General features: G+C 68.5%; 14 protein-coding genes. 8 read left to right on the top strand and 6 right to left on the bottom strand.

The window, feature by feature from the left end; translation table 11 throughout:
• Positions 1 to 57 precede the first annotated feature (57 nt).
• The gene (locus tag J2850_RS05860) at positions 58 to 1,266 is read right to left on the bottom strand and encodes an MFS transporter (protein ID WP_209979755.1); all 1,209 of its coding nucleotides are present in this window, start codon (positions 1,264 to 1,266) and stop codon (positions 58 to 60) included.
• A gap of 233 nt (positions 1,267 to 1,499) precedes the next feature.
• On the opposite strand from J2850_RS05860, the gene serS reads away from it, so the two are divergent.
• Genes serS through J2850_RS05840 form a run of 4 tightly spaced genes read left to right on the top strand, consistent with a single transcriptional unit; the run spans position 1,500 to position 5,468 of the window.
• Positions 1,500 to 2,771, top strand: a complete 1,272-nt coding sequence (serS, locus tag J2850_RS05855) for a serine--tRNA ligase (protein ID WP_209979753.1) — start codon at positions 1,500 to 1,502, stop codon at positions 2,769 to 2,771.
• Positions 2,771 to 3,553, top strand: coding sequence for a 5'/3'-nucleotidase SurE (surE, locus tag J2850_RS05850; protein WP_209979751.1), 783 nt, complete (start codon positions 2,771 to 2,773; stop codon positions 3,551 to 3,553). The genes serS and surE overlap by 1 nt, the downstream gene beginning before the upstream one ends.
• Entirely contained in the window at positions 3,550 to 4,203 is a 654-nt protein-coding gene (locus J2850_RS05845; RefSeq protein ID WP_209979748.1) for a protein-L-isoaspartate(D-aspartate) O-methyltransferase, read from the top strand. The genes surE and J2850_RS05845 overlap by 4 nt, the downstream gene beginning before the upstream one ends.
• Positions 4,200 to 5,468 (top strand): LysM peptidoglycan-binding domain-containing M23 family metallopeptidase, encoded by a 1,269-nt coding sequence (locus tag J2850_RS05840; protein WP_209979746.1) that lies wholly within the window; start codon positions 4,200 to 4,202, stop codon positions 5,466 to 5,468. Before J2850_RS05845 ends, J2850_RS05840 begins: the two co-directional genes overlap by 4 nt.
• Here J2850_RS05840 and J2850_RS05835 read toward each other — a convergent pair.
• Positions 5,425 to 6,288 (bottom strand): ATP-binding protein, encoded by an 864-nt coding sequence (locus J2850_RS05835; RefSeq protein WP_209979744.1) that lies wholly within the window; start codon positions 6,286 to 6,288, stop codon positions 5,425 to 5,427. The genes J2850_RS05840 and J2850_RS05835 overlap by 44 nt on opposite strands.
• Before the next feature lie 242 nt (positions 6,289 to 6,530).
• Between J2850_RS05835 and yajC the strand changes: the two genes are divergently transcribed.
• The 4 genes from yajC to J2850_RS05815 all read left to right on the top strand — a co-directional run bounded on the left by yajC (position 6,531) and on the right by J2850_RS05815 (position 10,072).
• Entirely contained in the window at positions 6,531 to 6,965 is a 435-nt protein-coding gene (gene yajC / locus J2850_RS05830; protein ID WP_209979742.1) for a preprotein translocase subunit YajC, read from the top strand.
• 124 nt (positions 6,966 to 7,089) lie between these two features.
• Entirely contained in the window at positions 7,090 to 8,688 is a 1,599-nt protein-coding gene (gene secD / locus J2850_RS05825) for a protein translocase subunit SecD (protein WP_209979740.1), read from the top strand.
• 11 nt (positions 8,689 to 8,699) lie between these two features.
• Positions 8,700 to 9,656 (top strand): protein translocase subunit SecF, encoded by a 957-nt coding sequence (gene secF, locus J2850_RS05820; protein ID WP_209979738.1) that lies wholly within the window; start codon positions 8,700 to 8,702, stop codon positions 9,654 to 9,656.
• A gap of 38 nt (positions 9,657 to 9,694) precedes the next feature.
• A complete protein-coding gene (locus J2850_RS05815; RefSeq protein ID WP_209979736.1) occupies positions 9,695 to 10,072 on the top strand; it encodes an Mth938-like domain-containing protein in 378 nt (125 codons plus the stop codon).
• Positions 10,073 to 10,165: 93 nt separating this feature from the next.
• Here the strand turns inward: J2850_RS05815 and J2850_RS05810 are convergent, their stop codons facing one another.
• From J2850_RS05810 to J2850_RS05795, 4 genes are all read right to left on the bottom strand, one after another.
• Positions 10,166 to 10,759, bottom strand: coding sequence for a superoxide dismutase (locus J2850_RS05810; RefSeq protein WP_209979734.1), 594 nt, complete (start codon positions 10,757 to 10,759; stop codon positions 10,166 to 10,168).
• Between the two features lie 5 nt (positions 10,760 to 10,764).
• On the bottom strand, positions 10,765 to 12,153 hold the full coding sequence (gene hpnE / locus J2850_RS05805; RefSeq protein WP_209979732.1) for a hydroxysqualene dehydroxylase HpnE: 1,389 nt from the start codon (positions 12,151 to 12,153) through the stop codon (positions 10,765 to 10,767).
• Positions 12,154 to 12,984, bottom strand: a complete 831-nt coding sequence (hpnD, locus tag J2850_RS05800; protein ID WP_307354119.1) for a presqualene diphosphate synthase HpnD — start codon at positions 12,982 to 12,984, stop codon at positions 12,154 to 12,156.
• Positions 12,985 to 13,114: 130 nt separating this feature from the next.
• Positions 13,115 to 13,987, bottom strand: coding sequence for a squalene/phytoene synthase family protein (locus J2850_RS05795; RefSeq protein ID WP_209979729.1), 873 nt, complete (start codon positions 13,985 to 13,987; stop codon positions 13,115 to 13,117).
• Between the last annotated feature and the right edge of the window lie 119 nt (positions 13,988 to 14,106).

Genomic DNA, 14,106 nt, shown 5'->3' with positions numbered 1-14,106 from the left:
GAATTCCGTTCCGCGCAATGGCGGCGATCGAGGTGCGGCCGTCCGCCGCGTCCAGCCCTACCGGCTGCGCAGCAACGGGATGGTGACGGCGACGGCAGCCAGCAGCAGCAACGCGACGAAGGCAGCCACGCCGGTCCAGCCATAGGCGTGCCAGAACAGGCCGCCGAGCGTTCCCGCCAGCGTCGAGCCGAGATAGTAGCAGAACAGGTAGATGGAGGAGGCCTGTCCCCGCGCCACCGCCGCCCGCCGGCCGATCCAGGCCGACACGGTGGAATGGGCGCCGAAGAAGGCGAAAGTGAACAGGGCGATGCCCGGCGCGATGGCGAACAGGCTGTCGACCTCCAGCAGGGCCAATCCGCAGACCATCAGCGCGACGGCCGCCGCCAGTGTCCGTCCGGAGCCGAAGCGTCCCGACCAGCCGCCGAACAGCGGTGAACTGACGACGCCGAAGCTGTAGACGAGGAAGACCGCACCGACCACCGCCGGCCTCAGTGCGAAGGGCGGCTCGCTGAGACGGAAGCCGATGTAGTTGAAGACGGTGACGAAGCCGCCCATCAGCAGGAAGCCCAGCGAGAACAGGCCCAGCAGCCCGGCATCGGTCAGCAGGCTGCGCCATGCCAGGATCAAGGCCCGCATCCCGGCGGCGCGCCGGACGAAATGGCGTGACGGCGGCAGCGCCAGCCAGACCGCCAGTGCGGCGGCCACGGCCAGCGCGCCGACGACGCCGACCGCCAGCCGCCAGGTGCCGATGTCGGTGACGACGGCGGTCAGCACGCGGCCCGACATGCCGCCGATGGCGGTGCCGCCGATGTAGAGCCCCATGGCGACGCCGGTCGAGCGCGGATCGACCTCCTCGGACACGTAGGCCATCGCCACGGCCGGCAGGCCGCTCAGCGCCAGCCCTTCCAGCGCACGGATCGCGAGGAAGCCGTTCCAGTCCGGCATCAGCGCGCCGACGATGCCGAGGATGCCGGCGGCGAGCAATGCCGTCACCATCACCGGCTTGCGCCCGATCCCGTCGGAGATTGCGCCGGCGACCAGCAGGGCCACCGCCAGCACGCCGGTGGTCAGCGAGAGCGACAGGCTGGATTCGGCGGGCGAGACCCCGAACTCCCGCACGAAATCCGGCAGGAGCGGCTGCACGCAGTAGAGCGTGGCGAAGGTGGAGAAGCCTGCGATGAACAGGATGCGGCTGACACGGCGGTAGGCCGGCGTCCCGGCCTGCAGATAGGTGGTGTCGGCACCGGTGCCGATATCGTCGCGCACGCCGTTGGGCTCCATTCCCTTTGAAGATCGACGAAGGATCGCCACCCCTCACCGGGCGGCGCAAGCCGGACATTGCCCTGCCGGCGGCGACCGACCAACAGACGACGGGGCGGGGCCGCCATGCCGTCCGCGCAGATCCTGCGGTCCCGGCGCATCGGGCCGGCCTTGCACTGGACCTTCGACGGAGCGCGCCGTATAACCAGACCCCCACACAATTCGTTGATGTTCGAGCCATGCACGATCTTCGCGCCATCCGTGAGAATCCCGAAGCCTTCGACCGCGGCCTCGGCCGCCGGGGACTGGCGCCGCTCTCGTCCACCATGCTCGACCTCGACAGCCGCCGCCGGGCCGCGCAGACCCAGATGCAGGAGATGCAGGCCCGCCGCAACGAGGCGGCGAAGGAGATCGGGGTGGCCAAGCGCGAGGGCCGCGACGCCCAGCCGATCCTGGACGAGATGGCCGCTCTCAAGGAGCGCCTGCCGCTGGTCGAGGAGGAGGAGCGCGCGCTGGGCGCGGAACTCGACGCGATCCTCGCCGGCGTCCCCAACATCCCGGCCGACGACGTGCCGGATGGTCCGGATGAAAGCGCCAACGTCGAGGTCCGCCGCTGGGGCACGCCGCGGGAAATTCCCCATGCCAAGCAGCACTACGAACTGGGCGAGGCGCTCGGTCTGATGGACTTCGAGGCGGCGGCCCGCATGTCCGGTGCCCGCTTCACCGTGCTGAAGGGCCCGCTTGCCCGGCTGGAACGCGCGCTCGCCGACTTCATGCTGGACATCCATACCGGAGAGCATGGCTTCACGGAGATCGCCCCCCCGCTGATGGTGCGGGACAATGCCCTGTTCGGGACCGGCCAGTTGCCGAAGTTCGAAGAGGATCTGTTCAAGACCACCACGACCGGCCACTACCTCATCCCGACCAGCGAGGTGCCGTTGACCAATCTGGTCAACGACCAGATCGTCGCCGCGGAGGAGCTGCCGCTGCGCTACACGGCGCTGACGCCCTGTTTCCGGGCCGAGGCCGGGTCGGCCGGCCGCGACACCCGCGGCATGATCCGCCAGCACCAGTTCTGGAAGGTGGAGATGGTCGCCGTCACCGCCCCGGAGCAGTCGGAAGATGAGCACCAGCGGATGACGCGCTGCGCCGAGACGATCCTGGAACGGCTGGGTCTGCCCTATCGCACCATCGTGCTATGCACCGGGGACATGGGCTTTTCCTCGCGCAAGACCTATGACGTCGAGGTTTGGCTGCCGGGCCAGAACGCCTACCGCGAGATCTCCAGCATTTCCAATTGCGGCGATTTCCAGGCGCGGCGGATGAAGGCGCGTTGCCGCGCCAGGGGCGAGAAGCAAACTCAGTTCGTGCACACCCTGAACGGCTCGGGTGTGGCCGTCGGGCGCTGCCTGATCGCGGTTCTCGAGAACTACCAGCAGCCCGACGGCTCCATCGTGATTCCGGAAGCGCTCCGCCCCTATATGCGCGGAGTTGAAAGGATTTCCCTCTGATGTTCGACCTTCCGCTCGACCTGTCCCAGGCCCGGATCCTCGTCACCAACGACGACGGCATCCATGCGCAGGGACTGAAGGTTCTGGAATCCATCGCCAGGTCCCTGTCCGACGACGTCTGGGTGGTGGCGCCCGAGATGGAGCAGTCCGCGGCCAGCCATTCCCTGACCATCAACCGGCCGTTGCGCCTGCGCAAGCTGGACGAGCGCCGCTACACCGTGGACGGCACGCCGACCGACTGCGTCCTTCTGGCGGTCAACCACGTCATGAAGGACGCCCGCCCGACCCTGTTGCTGTCCGGCGTCAACCAGGGTTCCAACATCGGCGAGGACGTGACCTATTCCGGTACGATCGCGGCCGCCATGGAGGCGACGCTGCTGAACGTCCCGGCCATCGCCATGAGCCAGCATTACGAGCCCGGCCACCCCATCGACTGGTCGGTAGCCGAGGCCCACGGGGCCGAGGTGGTGCGGAAGGCCGTGACGGTGGCGTGGCCGAAGAACGTCCTGCTGAACGTCAACTTCCCGGCCCGGGCGGCCGGCGAGGTCACCGGCATCCAGGTGGTCCGCCACGGCAAGCGCAAGATCGGCGACGAGCTGTTCGAGCGCGTCGACCCGCGCGGCAAGCCCTACATCTGGATCGGCACCCTGCGCGGCGAAGCCGATGTCGCCGACGACACCGACATCCATGTGGTGTTCAACGGCGGCATCTCGGTTACGCCGATCTATCTGGACCTGACGCACACCCCGACGCTGCAGACGCTGAGGCAGGCTTTCGTGTGACCTACAACCCGCGCAAGATCCGCTTGCTCATGGCCCTTCGCGGGGCCGGCGTCACCGACACCCGCGTGTTGGCGGCGATCGAGCGGATCCCGCGGGAACTGTTCGTCCCCGATGCCTTCCAGGACCGCGCCTGGGAGGACATGGCGCTGCCGATCGATCTGGGGCAGACCATCAGCCAGCCGCTGGTGGTCGGCCAGATGACGCAGGCGCTGGAACTCCACCCGCGGCATCTGGTCCTGGAGGTCGGTACCGGCTCCGGCTACCAGGCGGCGGTGCTGGCGCATCTGTGCCGCCGGGTCTTCACCATCGAGCGGCTGAAACCGCTCCTGCGCGAGGCGGAGAGCCGCTTCCGGCAGCTCGACATCGGCACCATCACCACGCGGCTCGGCGACGGGACGCGCGGCTGGCCCGAGCAGGCGCCCTTCGCGCGCATACTGGTCACGGCCGCCGGTGGGCCGGAGCCTCCAAAAGACTTGACGGATCAACTCGCCGTTGGTGGTGTCATGGTCATTCCGCTCGGGGGCGACCACCGCGACCAGAAGGTCGTGCGCATCCGGCGCACCGAAGTTGGCCTTAACCGGGAGGACCTGTGGCCCGTCCGTTTCGTTCCGCTGCTGTCCGACCCGCCTCAACCGGTGCGTTCCGCATGAAACCCATGCTGTCGGTGCTCCTGCTGTCCACCGTGGTGCTGGCGCTCTCCGCCTGCGACCGCGTCGGCGGCCTTGCGCCCTTCACCAATGTCACCGACGTTCCGGACTCGGCCGGCGGCGCCATCACGGTGCAGAAGGGCGACACCGCCTACAGCCTGTCGCGCCGCTACAATGTTCCGCTGCGCGACCTGATCGACGTGAACCGCCTGGCGCCGCCCTATCGTCTCGACGTCGGGCAGCGGCTCGTCCTGCCGACGTCGCGGCAGTACATCGTCCAGAAGGGCGATACGCTCTATGGCATTTCGCGCATGTTCAACGTCGACGTCAGCGAACTGACGCGCGTGAACAACCTGACGCCGCCCTATGCGGTGCAGGCCGGGCAGCCGCTGCGCCTGCCGGGAACGGGCGACGGCAGCGGCACGATGGTCGCATCGGGCGACGGAGCCGCCGCAGCGGGTGCTGCGGTCCCGCTGACGCCGCAAGCCTCTTCGTCGAGCCCGCCCCAGGGCAATACGGCCCGGCGCGGCTCGATCCAGGCTGCCGAACTGCCGCCGCCGGGTGCGTCGTCTCCGTCGCCAGCCGCAGGGATCGGCGCCACCCCGCTTCCACCGCCGGCGGCTTCGCCGGCCGACGGCCCAGTCCAGGCGGCTCCGACCGACATGAGCTACCAGCCGGGCCAGGCGCCCACCGTCCTGCGCCCGCCCGGCAGCAAGCCGGCGCCCGCACCGCTGGCAGCCCCATCGGAGCCTCCGAAGCCCGCGCAGCCGCAGCAGGAGGTCGCCGCCGCACCGCCGCCCAAGCCGGAACCGAAGGCGGAAGTCGGCGCACCGCCGCCGCGCGGGAGCGCCCGCTTCCTGTGGCCGGTAAAAGGAAAACTGATTTCCGGCTTCGGACCGAAGCCCGACGGCCTGCACAATGACGGGCTGAACATCGCCGCCGCAAAGGGCACGGCGGTGGTGGCCGCCGACAACGGCGTGGTCGCCTATGCCGGCAACGAACTGCGGGGCTTCGGCAACCTGCTGCTGCTGAAGCATTCCGACGGCTGGATCACCGCCTACGCCCACCTCGACAAGATCGAGGTGGAGCGCGGGGCGACGGTGAAGCGGGGGCAGGTGGTCGCCCGGGTCGGCCAGACCGGCAGCGTCTCGTCCCCCCAGCTCCATTTCGAACTGCGCAAGGGCAGCCAGGCGGTCGACCCGACCGACCAGATGGACCGCAAGGTCAGCGAAGGGGCGTCCCGAGACGACCGGCCAAGTCCTGGATGAACTGCCAGGCAACCCGGCCGGAGCGGCTTCCGCGCGTCACCGACCATTCCACGGCCTTGGCGCGCAGGCGGTCGGCCGGGATGTCCAGGCCGAAGTGGTGGACATAGCCGTCGATCATCGCGAAGTAGGTGTCCTGATCGCAGTTGTGGAAGCCGAGCCACAGGCCGAAGCGATCGGACAGCGACACCTTCTCCTCCACCGCCTCGCCGGGGTTGATGGCGGTCGAGCGCTCGTTGTCGATCATCTCGCGCGGCATGAGGTGGCGGCGGTTCGAGGTGGCGTAGAACACCACGTTGTCCGGCCGCCCCTCGATGCCGCCGTCCAGCACCGCCTTCAGTGACTTGTAGTGAGCATCGTCATGGTCGAAGGACAGATCGTCGCAGAACAGGATGAAGCGGCGGGTCTCGCCCTTCAGGCGCGCCAGCAGGCGGGGCAGGGTAGGGATGTCCTCGCGGTGGATTTCGACCAGCGCCAATTCGTCCGGCCGTTCCCCGCACACGGCGGCGTGCACCGCCTTGACCAACGAGCTCTTGCCGGTACCGCGGGCGCCCCACAGCAGGGCGTTGTTGGCCGGGAGTCCGGCGGCGAAACGCCGGGTGTTGTCCAGCAGGGTCTCGCGCTGACGCTCGATCCCCTGCAGCAACATGATGTCGACCCTGTTCACCGCCGGCACCGGCTCCAGCCGGTCGGGATCGGGATGCCAGACGAAGGCGTCCGCGGCCGAGAAGTCTAGCGGCAAGGGCGCCGGCGGGGCCAGGCGCTCCAGCGCTTCCGCGATCCGGGTCAGCAAGGGGAGCAGGGCTTGGTCGGAACCAGGCATATCGAAGGATTGCGACATTATCTTCCGGACTTTTTTCTGGATGTTCCATGGAAAGTGGGTGTCCGCGCAGCCATCTTTCCGACGCCATTGCACGGTAACACAGCACGGCAAGCGCACAAGCGGTGGCCGACCCGTGGATTGTGGAGCATCACCATTGCATCCCGGTCATGGGCGGCTATAGTCGCGGCGTCCCTGCGGACTGCCGAACCCGCGTGAGGACCAAAACCTGAAGGAGCTCCCAGATGTTCGTTTCGACGGCTTATGCACAGACGGCGGCGCCGGCTGGCGGCGGCGGTGACATGCTCGTCCAGTTTCTGCCGCTGGTTCTGATCTTCGTCGTCTTCTACTTCCTGCTGATCCGTCCGCAGCAGAAGAAGATGAAGGAGCATAAGACCATGCTGTCGGCGATCCGCCGCGGCGACCGCGTCGTGACCGGCGGCGGCATCATCGGCATCGTCACCAAGGTCGGCGCGGACGACGAGATCACGGTCGAGATCGCGGAGAACGTGCGCGTGCGCTGCCTGCGGTCCACCGTCAACCTCGTGCTTGCCAAGACCGAGCCGGCTGGCACCGGCAAGGGCGGCGACGGCACCCCGGCGGCAACGGCCGACGGCCAGGCCAAGCCGGCCGAGACGACCGCCGCCGGTGGCATCGGCAAGCTGTTCGGCCGCAAGTAAGCCGCCCGGGCCGCGGTCCCGCGAGCGATCCGGCCCGAAGGCGCTTCCCGTCCGCGACAGCCGGTCCGCCGACCTGGGCGGACCGCCGTCGCGGACCGGATGTCGAATCGAATTCGAGTGACGCATGCTCTATTTTTCGCGCTGGAAGACTTACATGATCCTGGCGACCTGCATCGCCGGGTTCATCCTGATGCTGCCCAACTTTCTGGGCCGTGACACGCTGGCGGCGCTGCCGTCCTGGTACGCCAACACCCGGGTGTCGCTCGGGCTCGACCTGCGCGGCGGATCGCATCTGTTGCTCGAGGTCGATATGGCGACCGTCATCCGCGACCGGGTGGAAGGTCTGGTCGACGGCGCCCGGCAGCAGTTGCGCACCGCCAACATCGGCTACACCGGGATCAATGCCGGCGACCGCTCGGTCACCGTGCAGCTCCGCGATCCGGCCCAGACCGACGACGCGGTGAAGGCGCTGCGCCAGCTTGCCAGCCCGGTGGGCGGTGGGCCGCTCGGCGGCGGCCAGCCCGACCTGACGGTGAGCGTCGACAACGGCGTCGCGACGGTCGCGCTCAGCGAGCAGGCCCTGCGCGACCGCGCGACCCAGGCCGTCGAGCAGTCGATCGAGATCGTCCGCCGCCGCATCGACGAGACCGGCGTGAACGAGCCGACCATCGCCCGCCAGGGCAACGACCGCATCCTGGTCCAGCTCCCCGGCGTCGAGGATCCCGACCGCATCAAGCGGCTCCTCGGCACCACGGCGAAGATGACCTTCCGGCTGGTCGACACCGGGGCCGATCCGAACACCGGCCGCGCTCCTCCGGGATCGGAGATCCTGCCCTCCTCGGAAGGCGACCGCTTCCAGCAGAAATACGTGATCCGCAAGAGGGTCGAGGTCGACGGCGCGACGCTGCAGAACGCGTCCGCCGGCACCAACCCGCAGACCGGCGAATGGGTGGTGAACTTCGAGTTCAACAGCGCCGGCGCCAACCGCTTCGCCGAGGTGACCAAGGCGAATGTCGGCCGGCCCTTCGCCATCGTGCTCGACAACAAGGTCATCAGCGCCCCGGTCATCCGCGAGCCGATCACCGGCGGACGCGGCCAGATCAGCGGCAACTTCACCGCCGCCGCCGCCAACGACCTCGCCGTCCTGCTGCGGGCCGGCGCCCTGCCGGCGCCCCTCAAGGTGATCGAGGAGCGGACCGTCGGTCCCGATCTCGGGGCGGACTCGATCCGCGCCGGCCTGACCGCCGTCGCCGTCGGCTTCGCCATGGTCTGCGTCTACATGATCGCCTGCTACGGGCTGTTCGGCTCCTTCGCCTGTTTCGCGCTGTTCGTGAACATCGTGCTGACGCTGGCGGCGCTGTCGCTGCTCCAGGCGACCCTGACGCTTCCGGGCATCGCCGGCATCCTGCTGTCTCTCGGCCTCGCGGTCGACGCCAACATCCTGATCAACGAACGCATCCGCGAGGAGACGAAGAAGGGCCGTGGCGTCTTCGCGTCGATGGAGGCGGGCTTCAGCCGCGCCTACAGCACGATCGTCGACAGCAATCTGACGACGGCCATCAAGATGGCGCTGCTGTTCATCTTCGGCACCGGCGCCATCAAGGGCTTCGCCGTCACCATCACCTTCGGCATCCTCATCTCCATGTTCACCGCCACGGTGCTGGTGCGCCTGATGATGGTGACGTGGCTGCGCCGGACGCGTCCGGCCGTGTTGCCGGTCTGAGAGGTCTTCCGATGTTCCATCTCCGCCTCGTCCCCGACAACACCAAGATCCCCTTCATGAACGGCCGCATCGCCGGCCTGGTCGTGTCGGCGGTCCTGTCGATCGCGTCGGTCATCCTGTTCTTCCACCCCGGCTTGAACTACGGCATCGACTTCCGCGGCGGCATCGTCATCGAGGCCCGGACGCCGCAGGCGGCCGACTTCGCTTCGCTGCGCCACACCCTGACCGGCCTCGGCATGGGGCAGGTGGCCCTGCAGGAGTTCGGGTCGCCGCAGGACGTGCTGATCCGGCTGGAACGCCAGCCCGGCGACGACGCCGCCCAGCAGGTGGCGGCGGACAAGGTGCGCAACACCCTGTCCGAAGCGGTGCCGGGCACGCAGGTCCGCCGCGTCGAGGCGGTCGGCGCCTCCGTCAGCGGCGAGCTGTTCGCCAACGGCATGCTGGCGCTCGGCCTCGCCATGCTGGCGATGCTGGTCTACATCTGGTTCCGCTTCGAGTGGCAGTTCGGTTTCGGCGCCGTGGTGACGCTGCTGCTCGACATCACCAAGATCATCGGCTTCTACGCGATCACCGACATCCAGTTCAATCTGACGGCGGTCGCCGCGATCCTGACGGTGATGGGCTATTCGGTGAACGACAAGGTCGTGGTCTACGACCGCATGCGCGAGAACCTGCGCATCTACAAGAAGATGCCGTTGCGTGACCTGATCGACATGTCGATCAACGAGACGCTGAACCGCACGGTCGGCACCTCGGTCTGCACGCTGCTGTCGATCATCCCGCTGGCGCTGTTCGGCGGCGAAGCCCTCCAGGACTTCGGCATCGTCCTGATCTTCGGCGTTATCCTTGCGACCAGCTCGTCGGTGTTCATCGCCGCTCCCATCTTGCTGTTCCTGGGCGAGAACCGCCTGCGGCGCGGCACGCCGACGGAGGCACCGGCGGGCAACACGCCCGCGCCGACGCGATAAGCCGCGTCATTCCGGCAGGCTGAGGAGAGAGAAGGCGCATGGCCGACATCATGCCGATGATCCCGTCGGACCGTCAGGTCATCGACGGATTCGGACCCGGGCAGTTCTGCGTGTCGGGCCAGTGGCGGGTCGGCGCGGTGATCGTGCTCCCCCACCGTACGCAGGCCTGGGAGGCGAGCGACGCCGCTTCCCTGTCGATCGAGGACTTCGCTCCCGTGCTGGCGGCGGAGCCGAAGGTCGAGATCCTGTTGCTCGGCACGGGGCCGACGATGAGGCTGCCGTCCAAGGAGCTGCGCCAAGCCCTGCGCGAGAAGGGGATCGTGGTCGAGCCGATGGACAGCAAGGCCGTCTGCCGCACCTACAATGTTCTCCTGGCGGAGGGCCGGCGCGTGGCCGCGGCGATGCTGCCGGTATAGCCGGTCCGGTATCCCGCCCCTGGAAACGGCAAAGGCGCCCCGGTCGGGGCGCCTTTGTTGTTTGCGGGGAAGCCGGTCGCTTCCCCGCGAGGGTCAGGCCGCGAGCTGCTCGGCGGCGAAGTCCCAGTTGGCGAGGTTGTCGATCACCGCCTTGACGAAGTCCGCGCGGCGGTTCTGGAAATCGACGTAGTAGGCATGCTCCCAGACGTCGATGGTGAACAGCGGCTTTTGGCCGTGGGCCAACGGAGTGTCGGCATTGCCGGTCTTGCCGACCTTCAGCTTGCCGCCGTCCAGGTACAGCCAGGCCCAGCCCGAACCGAACTGCGTCAGGGCAGCCTGCGTCAGCTCTTCCTTGAACTTCTCGACGCTGCCGAAGTCGGCGACGATGCGCTGCTCCAGGGCGGCGGGCATCTTGCCACCATCCTTCTTCAGGCACTGCCAGAAGAAGGTGTGGTTCCACACCTGCGCGGCGTTGTTGAAGATGCCGACCTTGGACGAATCGCCGGCCGAAGCCTTGATGACCTCCTCCAGGCTGGCATTGGCCAGCGGAGTATCCTTGGTCAGGTTGTTCAGGTTGGTGACGTAGGTCTGGTGATGCTTGTCATGGTGCAGGTGCAGCGTCTCCGACGAGATGTACGGAGCGAGCGCATCGTAGGCATAGGGAAGCGGCGGAAGTTCGAACGCCATTTGGATTACCCTCTCTTATTTGATTGTCCTTCCGGGCCGCGCTTGGCGAGCGCGGCACCTCCGTCCGTCCAAATAAGCCGATGGCGGAAGCTTGTGAAGGCTGGAAAACGGCCAAGTTGCCGTATGAGGGTATTTCGCCCGGCAAGCACCGAGTCCGCGGCGCGGTTTCCCGAACGGACCGCCGCTTCCAACGTGGCTGGAAGCCCGGTTTCCGTCCAGTCACCGGCGACGAACAGGTTGTTCCAGCCGGTCGCCGTACCGGGCCGATATGCCATCGATTCGGCAGCCTGGTCGGGGGTGGCGCGGCGTTCCTTGACCACGCGGAAGGGCCGAATCGGGCCATCGATTCGCAGCGGGCCGGCGATTTCGGACCAGAGCTTCGCGGCGATGACATCGGCCGGCAGTGCGGCAAGCGCATCGGCATCGCTGACGGTCACCGACAGCAGGTCGCCACGGGCGAACAGCCATTCCGCCGTGCCGCCGACGAGGCCGAGGAAGGGGAGGCGGCCGGGCAGGGACACCGATGCGTCCAGCCGGAAATGCGCATTGACGATCGCCGGTCCCGGCCTGGGTGGCCTGAGGCCGGGGACCAGCCGGTCAGCCACCCAGCACGGCGTGGCGATCACCAGGGCGTCGCCGGCATCCAGCGTAATGGCCGTGCCGCCGGCCGAGAAGCCCGTCACCCGCTCTCCCGAAAAATCGAGGCCGTCCACCCGCGTCGCCAGGCGCAGCTCGGCCCCGGCCTTCGACAACCTCTCCAATGCCGGCTCGACGAAGGCGGCAGACAGCCCCCGCGGCGCCATCACCGGCCGGCAGGCAGCCTCGCCGCGGAGCAGTGTTTCCCGCAGCACCGCACCGAACAGGCGTGCCGACGCGCGGTCCGCCGGAGCATTGAGGGCGGAAACCGCCAGGGGACGCCACAGCCTTTCGAACAGCGTCCGGTCCGGCCGCAGATGGTCGGTGATCGCCTCGCCCCTCCGGGCGACGAGGGTGCGCAGTGCCGGGAGATAATCGGACGGACGGCTGCCGGGCACCCGCCGCGCGGGATCAAGCAGCCACAATCCACCGGGCCGAAGGGTCCAGGACGTGCCGTCGCGCAGGTCGAGGAATGGAAAGGCGGCCGGCCGCAGTTCCGTCAGGGCGTCGCCACCACCGATGCGGCGGGCATAATCCAGCAGCGCCCGGTTGCCGCTGAGCACCATGTGGCTGCCGTTGTCGATCAAGCGTCCGAGCGCGGCGTCGTGGAAGCTGCGGCAGCGGCCGCCGGCCTGCGGCGCCTGTTCATAGAGGACGACGCGCCGTCCGGCGTCGGCCAGGCGGACGGCCGCCGCCAAGCCGGCGAGGCCGGCACCGACGATGTGAACGACCGGTTGGGAGGTGCCGGGCAGGGCCATTCAGGCTGCCGGGGGAATGCCGATCAGGCACCGTATGGCCACCAGGGCGGATTCGCGCCGGCCGACCCGCACACGGGCGTGGAGGTCGCGCCAACCGCGCTGCCGCAACCGGCGCAGCAGGCGGTGGTACAGGACCATCATCGCCGTGGCCGCCCACAGGGAACCGCGCGCCTGTCCGGCGATCGCCGCCCGCGCCTCGGCAAAGCGTGCCTCCGCGAGGTCGGCCAGCGCCTCGCAGGCGTGGGGGAGTGCGGGATGCGCCAGCACCTCGTCATGCCGGTCGCCGGGGATGCCGGCGTCGCGCAGCAGTTCGCGCGGCAGGTAGAGACGCCCGAGACCGGCGTCCTCGGCGAGGTCGCGCAGGATGTTGGTAAGCTGAAGCGCCTCGCCGAGGGCGAGGGCAAAGCGCTCGGTTGCGGGGTCGGCGCGGTCGAAGACGCGGATCGCCAGCATACCCACCGCCCCGGCGACGCGGCGGCAATAGAGGCGGAGCGTTTCCAGATCGGGCGCGCGCAGCCCGCCGGCCTCGTCGGCGTCCATCGCCATGCCGTCGATGAGGGCCTCCAACTCGCTCCGCGGCAGCCCGTATCGGTCGATCGCGCCCTTCAGCGCGGCGGTGAGCTTGCCGGTTGGCTGCTCCCCGGCATAAAGGCCGCGGATGTCGCGGCGCCAGGTTTCCAGCGCCGCGCGCTTCTCAGCCGCCTCTCCCGGCTCGTCGGCGATGTCGTCGATGCGGCGGCAGAACGCATAGATGGCGAACATCGCCGCCCGTTTGGATGCCGGCAGCAGCCGCATCGGCCAATAGAAGGTGCTGCCGGACTTTGCAGCCACGGTTTGGGCCGAATCCGCCGCTGTGGCGGAAGATGATTCAGGCGGGGCCGAATCCAGCGGCGGACGGAGCATCGAGACCTGCTTGGGGGAACATCCTGGACGGCGCGCTTGAAGCGCGCCGTCCAGGAGTTTATGCGGCGGAGAAGCTCCGCGCCAGCCCCCGTGCCACCGCGGCCAGCTTATGATGGGTCTTGAGGGTGACCCGCGCCTTCATCGGGTCGCAGGCCTTGAGGCGCCGCGACAGCGATTGGGCCAGGCTGAGGATGATCGCCGCCTCCATGCGCAGTCCGCGGTGCTGGATCATGGCGGGAAGGGCTTCCGCCCGTTCCAGCAGCCGGTCGGTCTGCTCAAGCGCCTGGTCGAAGATGGCGCGAAGGCGGACGTCGCATTCGCCCTCGACCAGCCGCTCGACGCTGATGCCGGCCTCGTCGAACCAGCCGAGCGGAACGTAGCAGCGGCCGAGCTGGGTCCAGTCGTCGCGCGCGTCCTGGAGATGGTTCAGAACCTGGAGTGCCGAGCACAGGGCGTCGGACGCCGGGCCGGCCGCCACGCCCTCGCCATGCAGCTCCAGCAGATAGCGTCCGACCGGGTTGGCCGAGAACCGGCAGTAGAGCAGGAGATCGCTCCAGCTATGGCAGCGGGCGCCGACGGAATCGCGGCGGAAGGCGCGCAGCACCTGCCGGGCATGCCGGTCGCTGACGCCGGTCGCCTGCAGGCTCTCCCGCAGGTCGATCGCCGGCTTCAGGTAGGCGTGCTTTGCCTGGCCGGAGGTGAGCGCCCGTTCCAGAGCCTCCAGATAGGCGAGCTTGGTCTCCGGTTCGAGGTCGGGGTCGTCCGCGATGTCGTCGGCAAGCCGGACGAAGCGGTAGAAGGCGATGACATGCGGCCGGAGATGCTTCGGCAGCAGGCGCGAGGCAACCGGGAAATTTTCCCCGCTCTCGTCCTTGCGGGCAACAGGGCCGGGCTTTCTGGGCTTCGTCGGGGCGATGTTGAAATCCGTCATGGGATCCCTGCCTGCTGCGCGTCGGGGCTGGCGGTGCGACCGTGTGTGCTTCATATAGGCTGGGAATGGGACTTTGGCCCGTTCTTCCAGCACTCCTCCCCTCTTTTTCCAATCGGGCA

The organism is Azospirillum picis (assembly GCF_017876115.1).
In the GTDB taxonomy this organism is placed as follows: Bacteria; Pseudomonadota; Alphaproteobacteria; order Azospirillales; family Azospirillaceae; genus Azospirillum; species Azospirillum picis.
The sequence above is the reverse complement of the archived record's forward strand: the minus strand, read 5'-3'. Positions and strand labels throughout refer to the sequence as shown.

Excerpts from the sequence above, each read along its gene's own strand:
- serS (WP_209979753.1), top strand. The coding sequence starts at position 1,500 with ATGCACGATCTTCGCGCCATCCGTGAGAATCCCGAAGCCTTCGACCGC.
- surE (WP_209979751.1), top strand. The coding sequence starts at position 2,771 with ATGTTCGACCTTCCGCTCGACCTGTCCCAGGCCCGGATCCTCGTCACC.
- J2850_RS05840 (WP_209979746.1), top strand. The coding sequence starts at position 4,200 with ATGAAACCCATGCTGTCGGTGCTCCTGCTGTCCACCGTGGTGCTGGCG.
- J2850_RS05835 (WP_209979744.1), bottom strand. The coding sequence starts at position 6,288 with ATGCCTGGTTCCGACCAAGCCCTGCTCCCCTTGCTGACCCGGATCGCG.
- yajC (WP_209979742.1), top strand. The coding sequence starts at position 6,531 with ATGTTCGTTTCGACGGCTTATGCACAGACGGCGGCGCCGGCTGGCGGC.
- secD (WP_209979740.1), top strand. The coding sequence starts at position 7,090 with ATGCTCTATTTTTCGCGCTGGAAGACTTACATGATCCTGGCGACCTGC.
- secF (WP_209979738.1), top strand. The coding sequence starts at position 8,700 with ATGTTCCATCTCCGCCTCGTCCCCGACAACACCAAGATCCCCTTCATG.
- J2850_RS05815 (WP_209979736.1), top strand. The coding sequence starts at position 9,695 with ATGGCCGACATCATGCCGATGATCCCGTCGGACCGTCAGGTCATCGAC.
- J2850_RS05810 (WP_209979734.1), bottom strand. The coding sequence starts at position 10,759 with ATGGCGTTCGAACTTCCGCCGCTTCCCTATGCCTACGATGCGCTCGCT.
- hpnE (WP_209979732.1), bottom strand. The coding sequence starts at position 12,153 with ATGGCCCTGCCCGGCACCTCCCAACCGGTCGTTCACATCGTCGGTGCC.
- J2850_RS05795 (WP_209979729.1), bottom strand. The coding sequence starts at position 13,987 with ATGACGGATTTCAACATCGCCCCGACGAAGCCCAGAAAGCCCGGCCCT.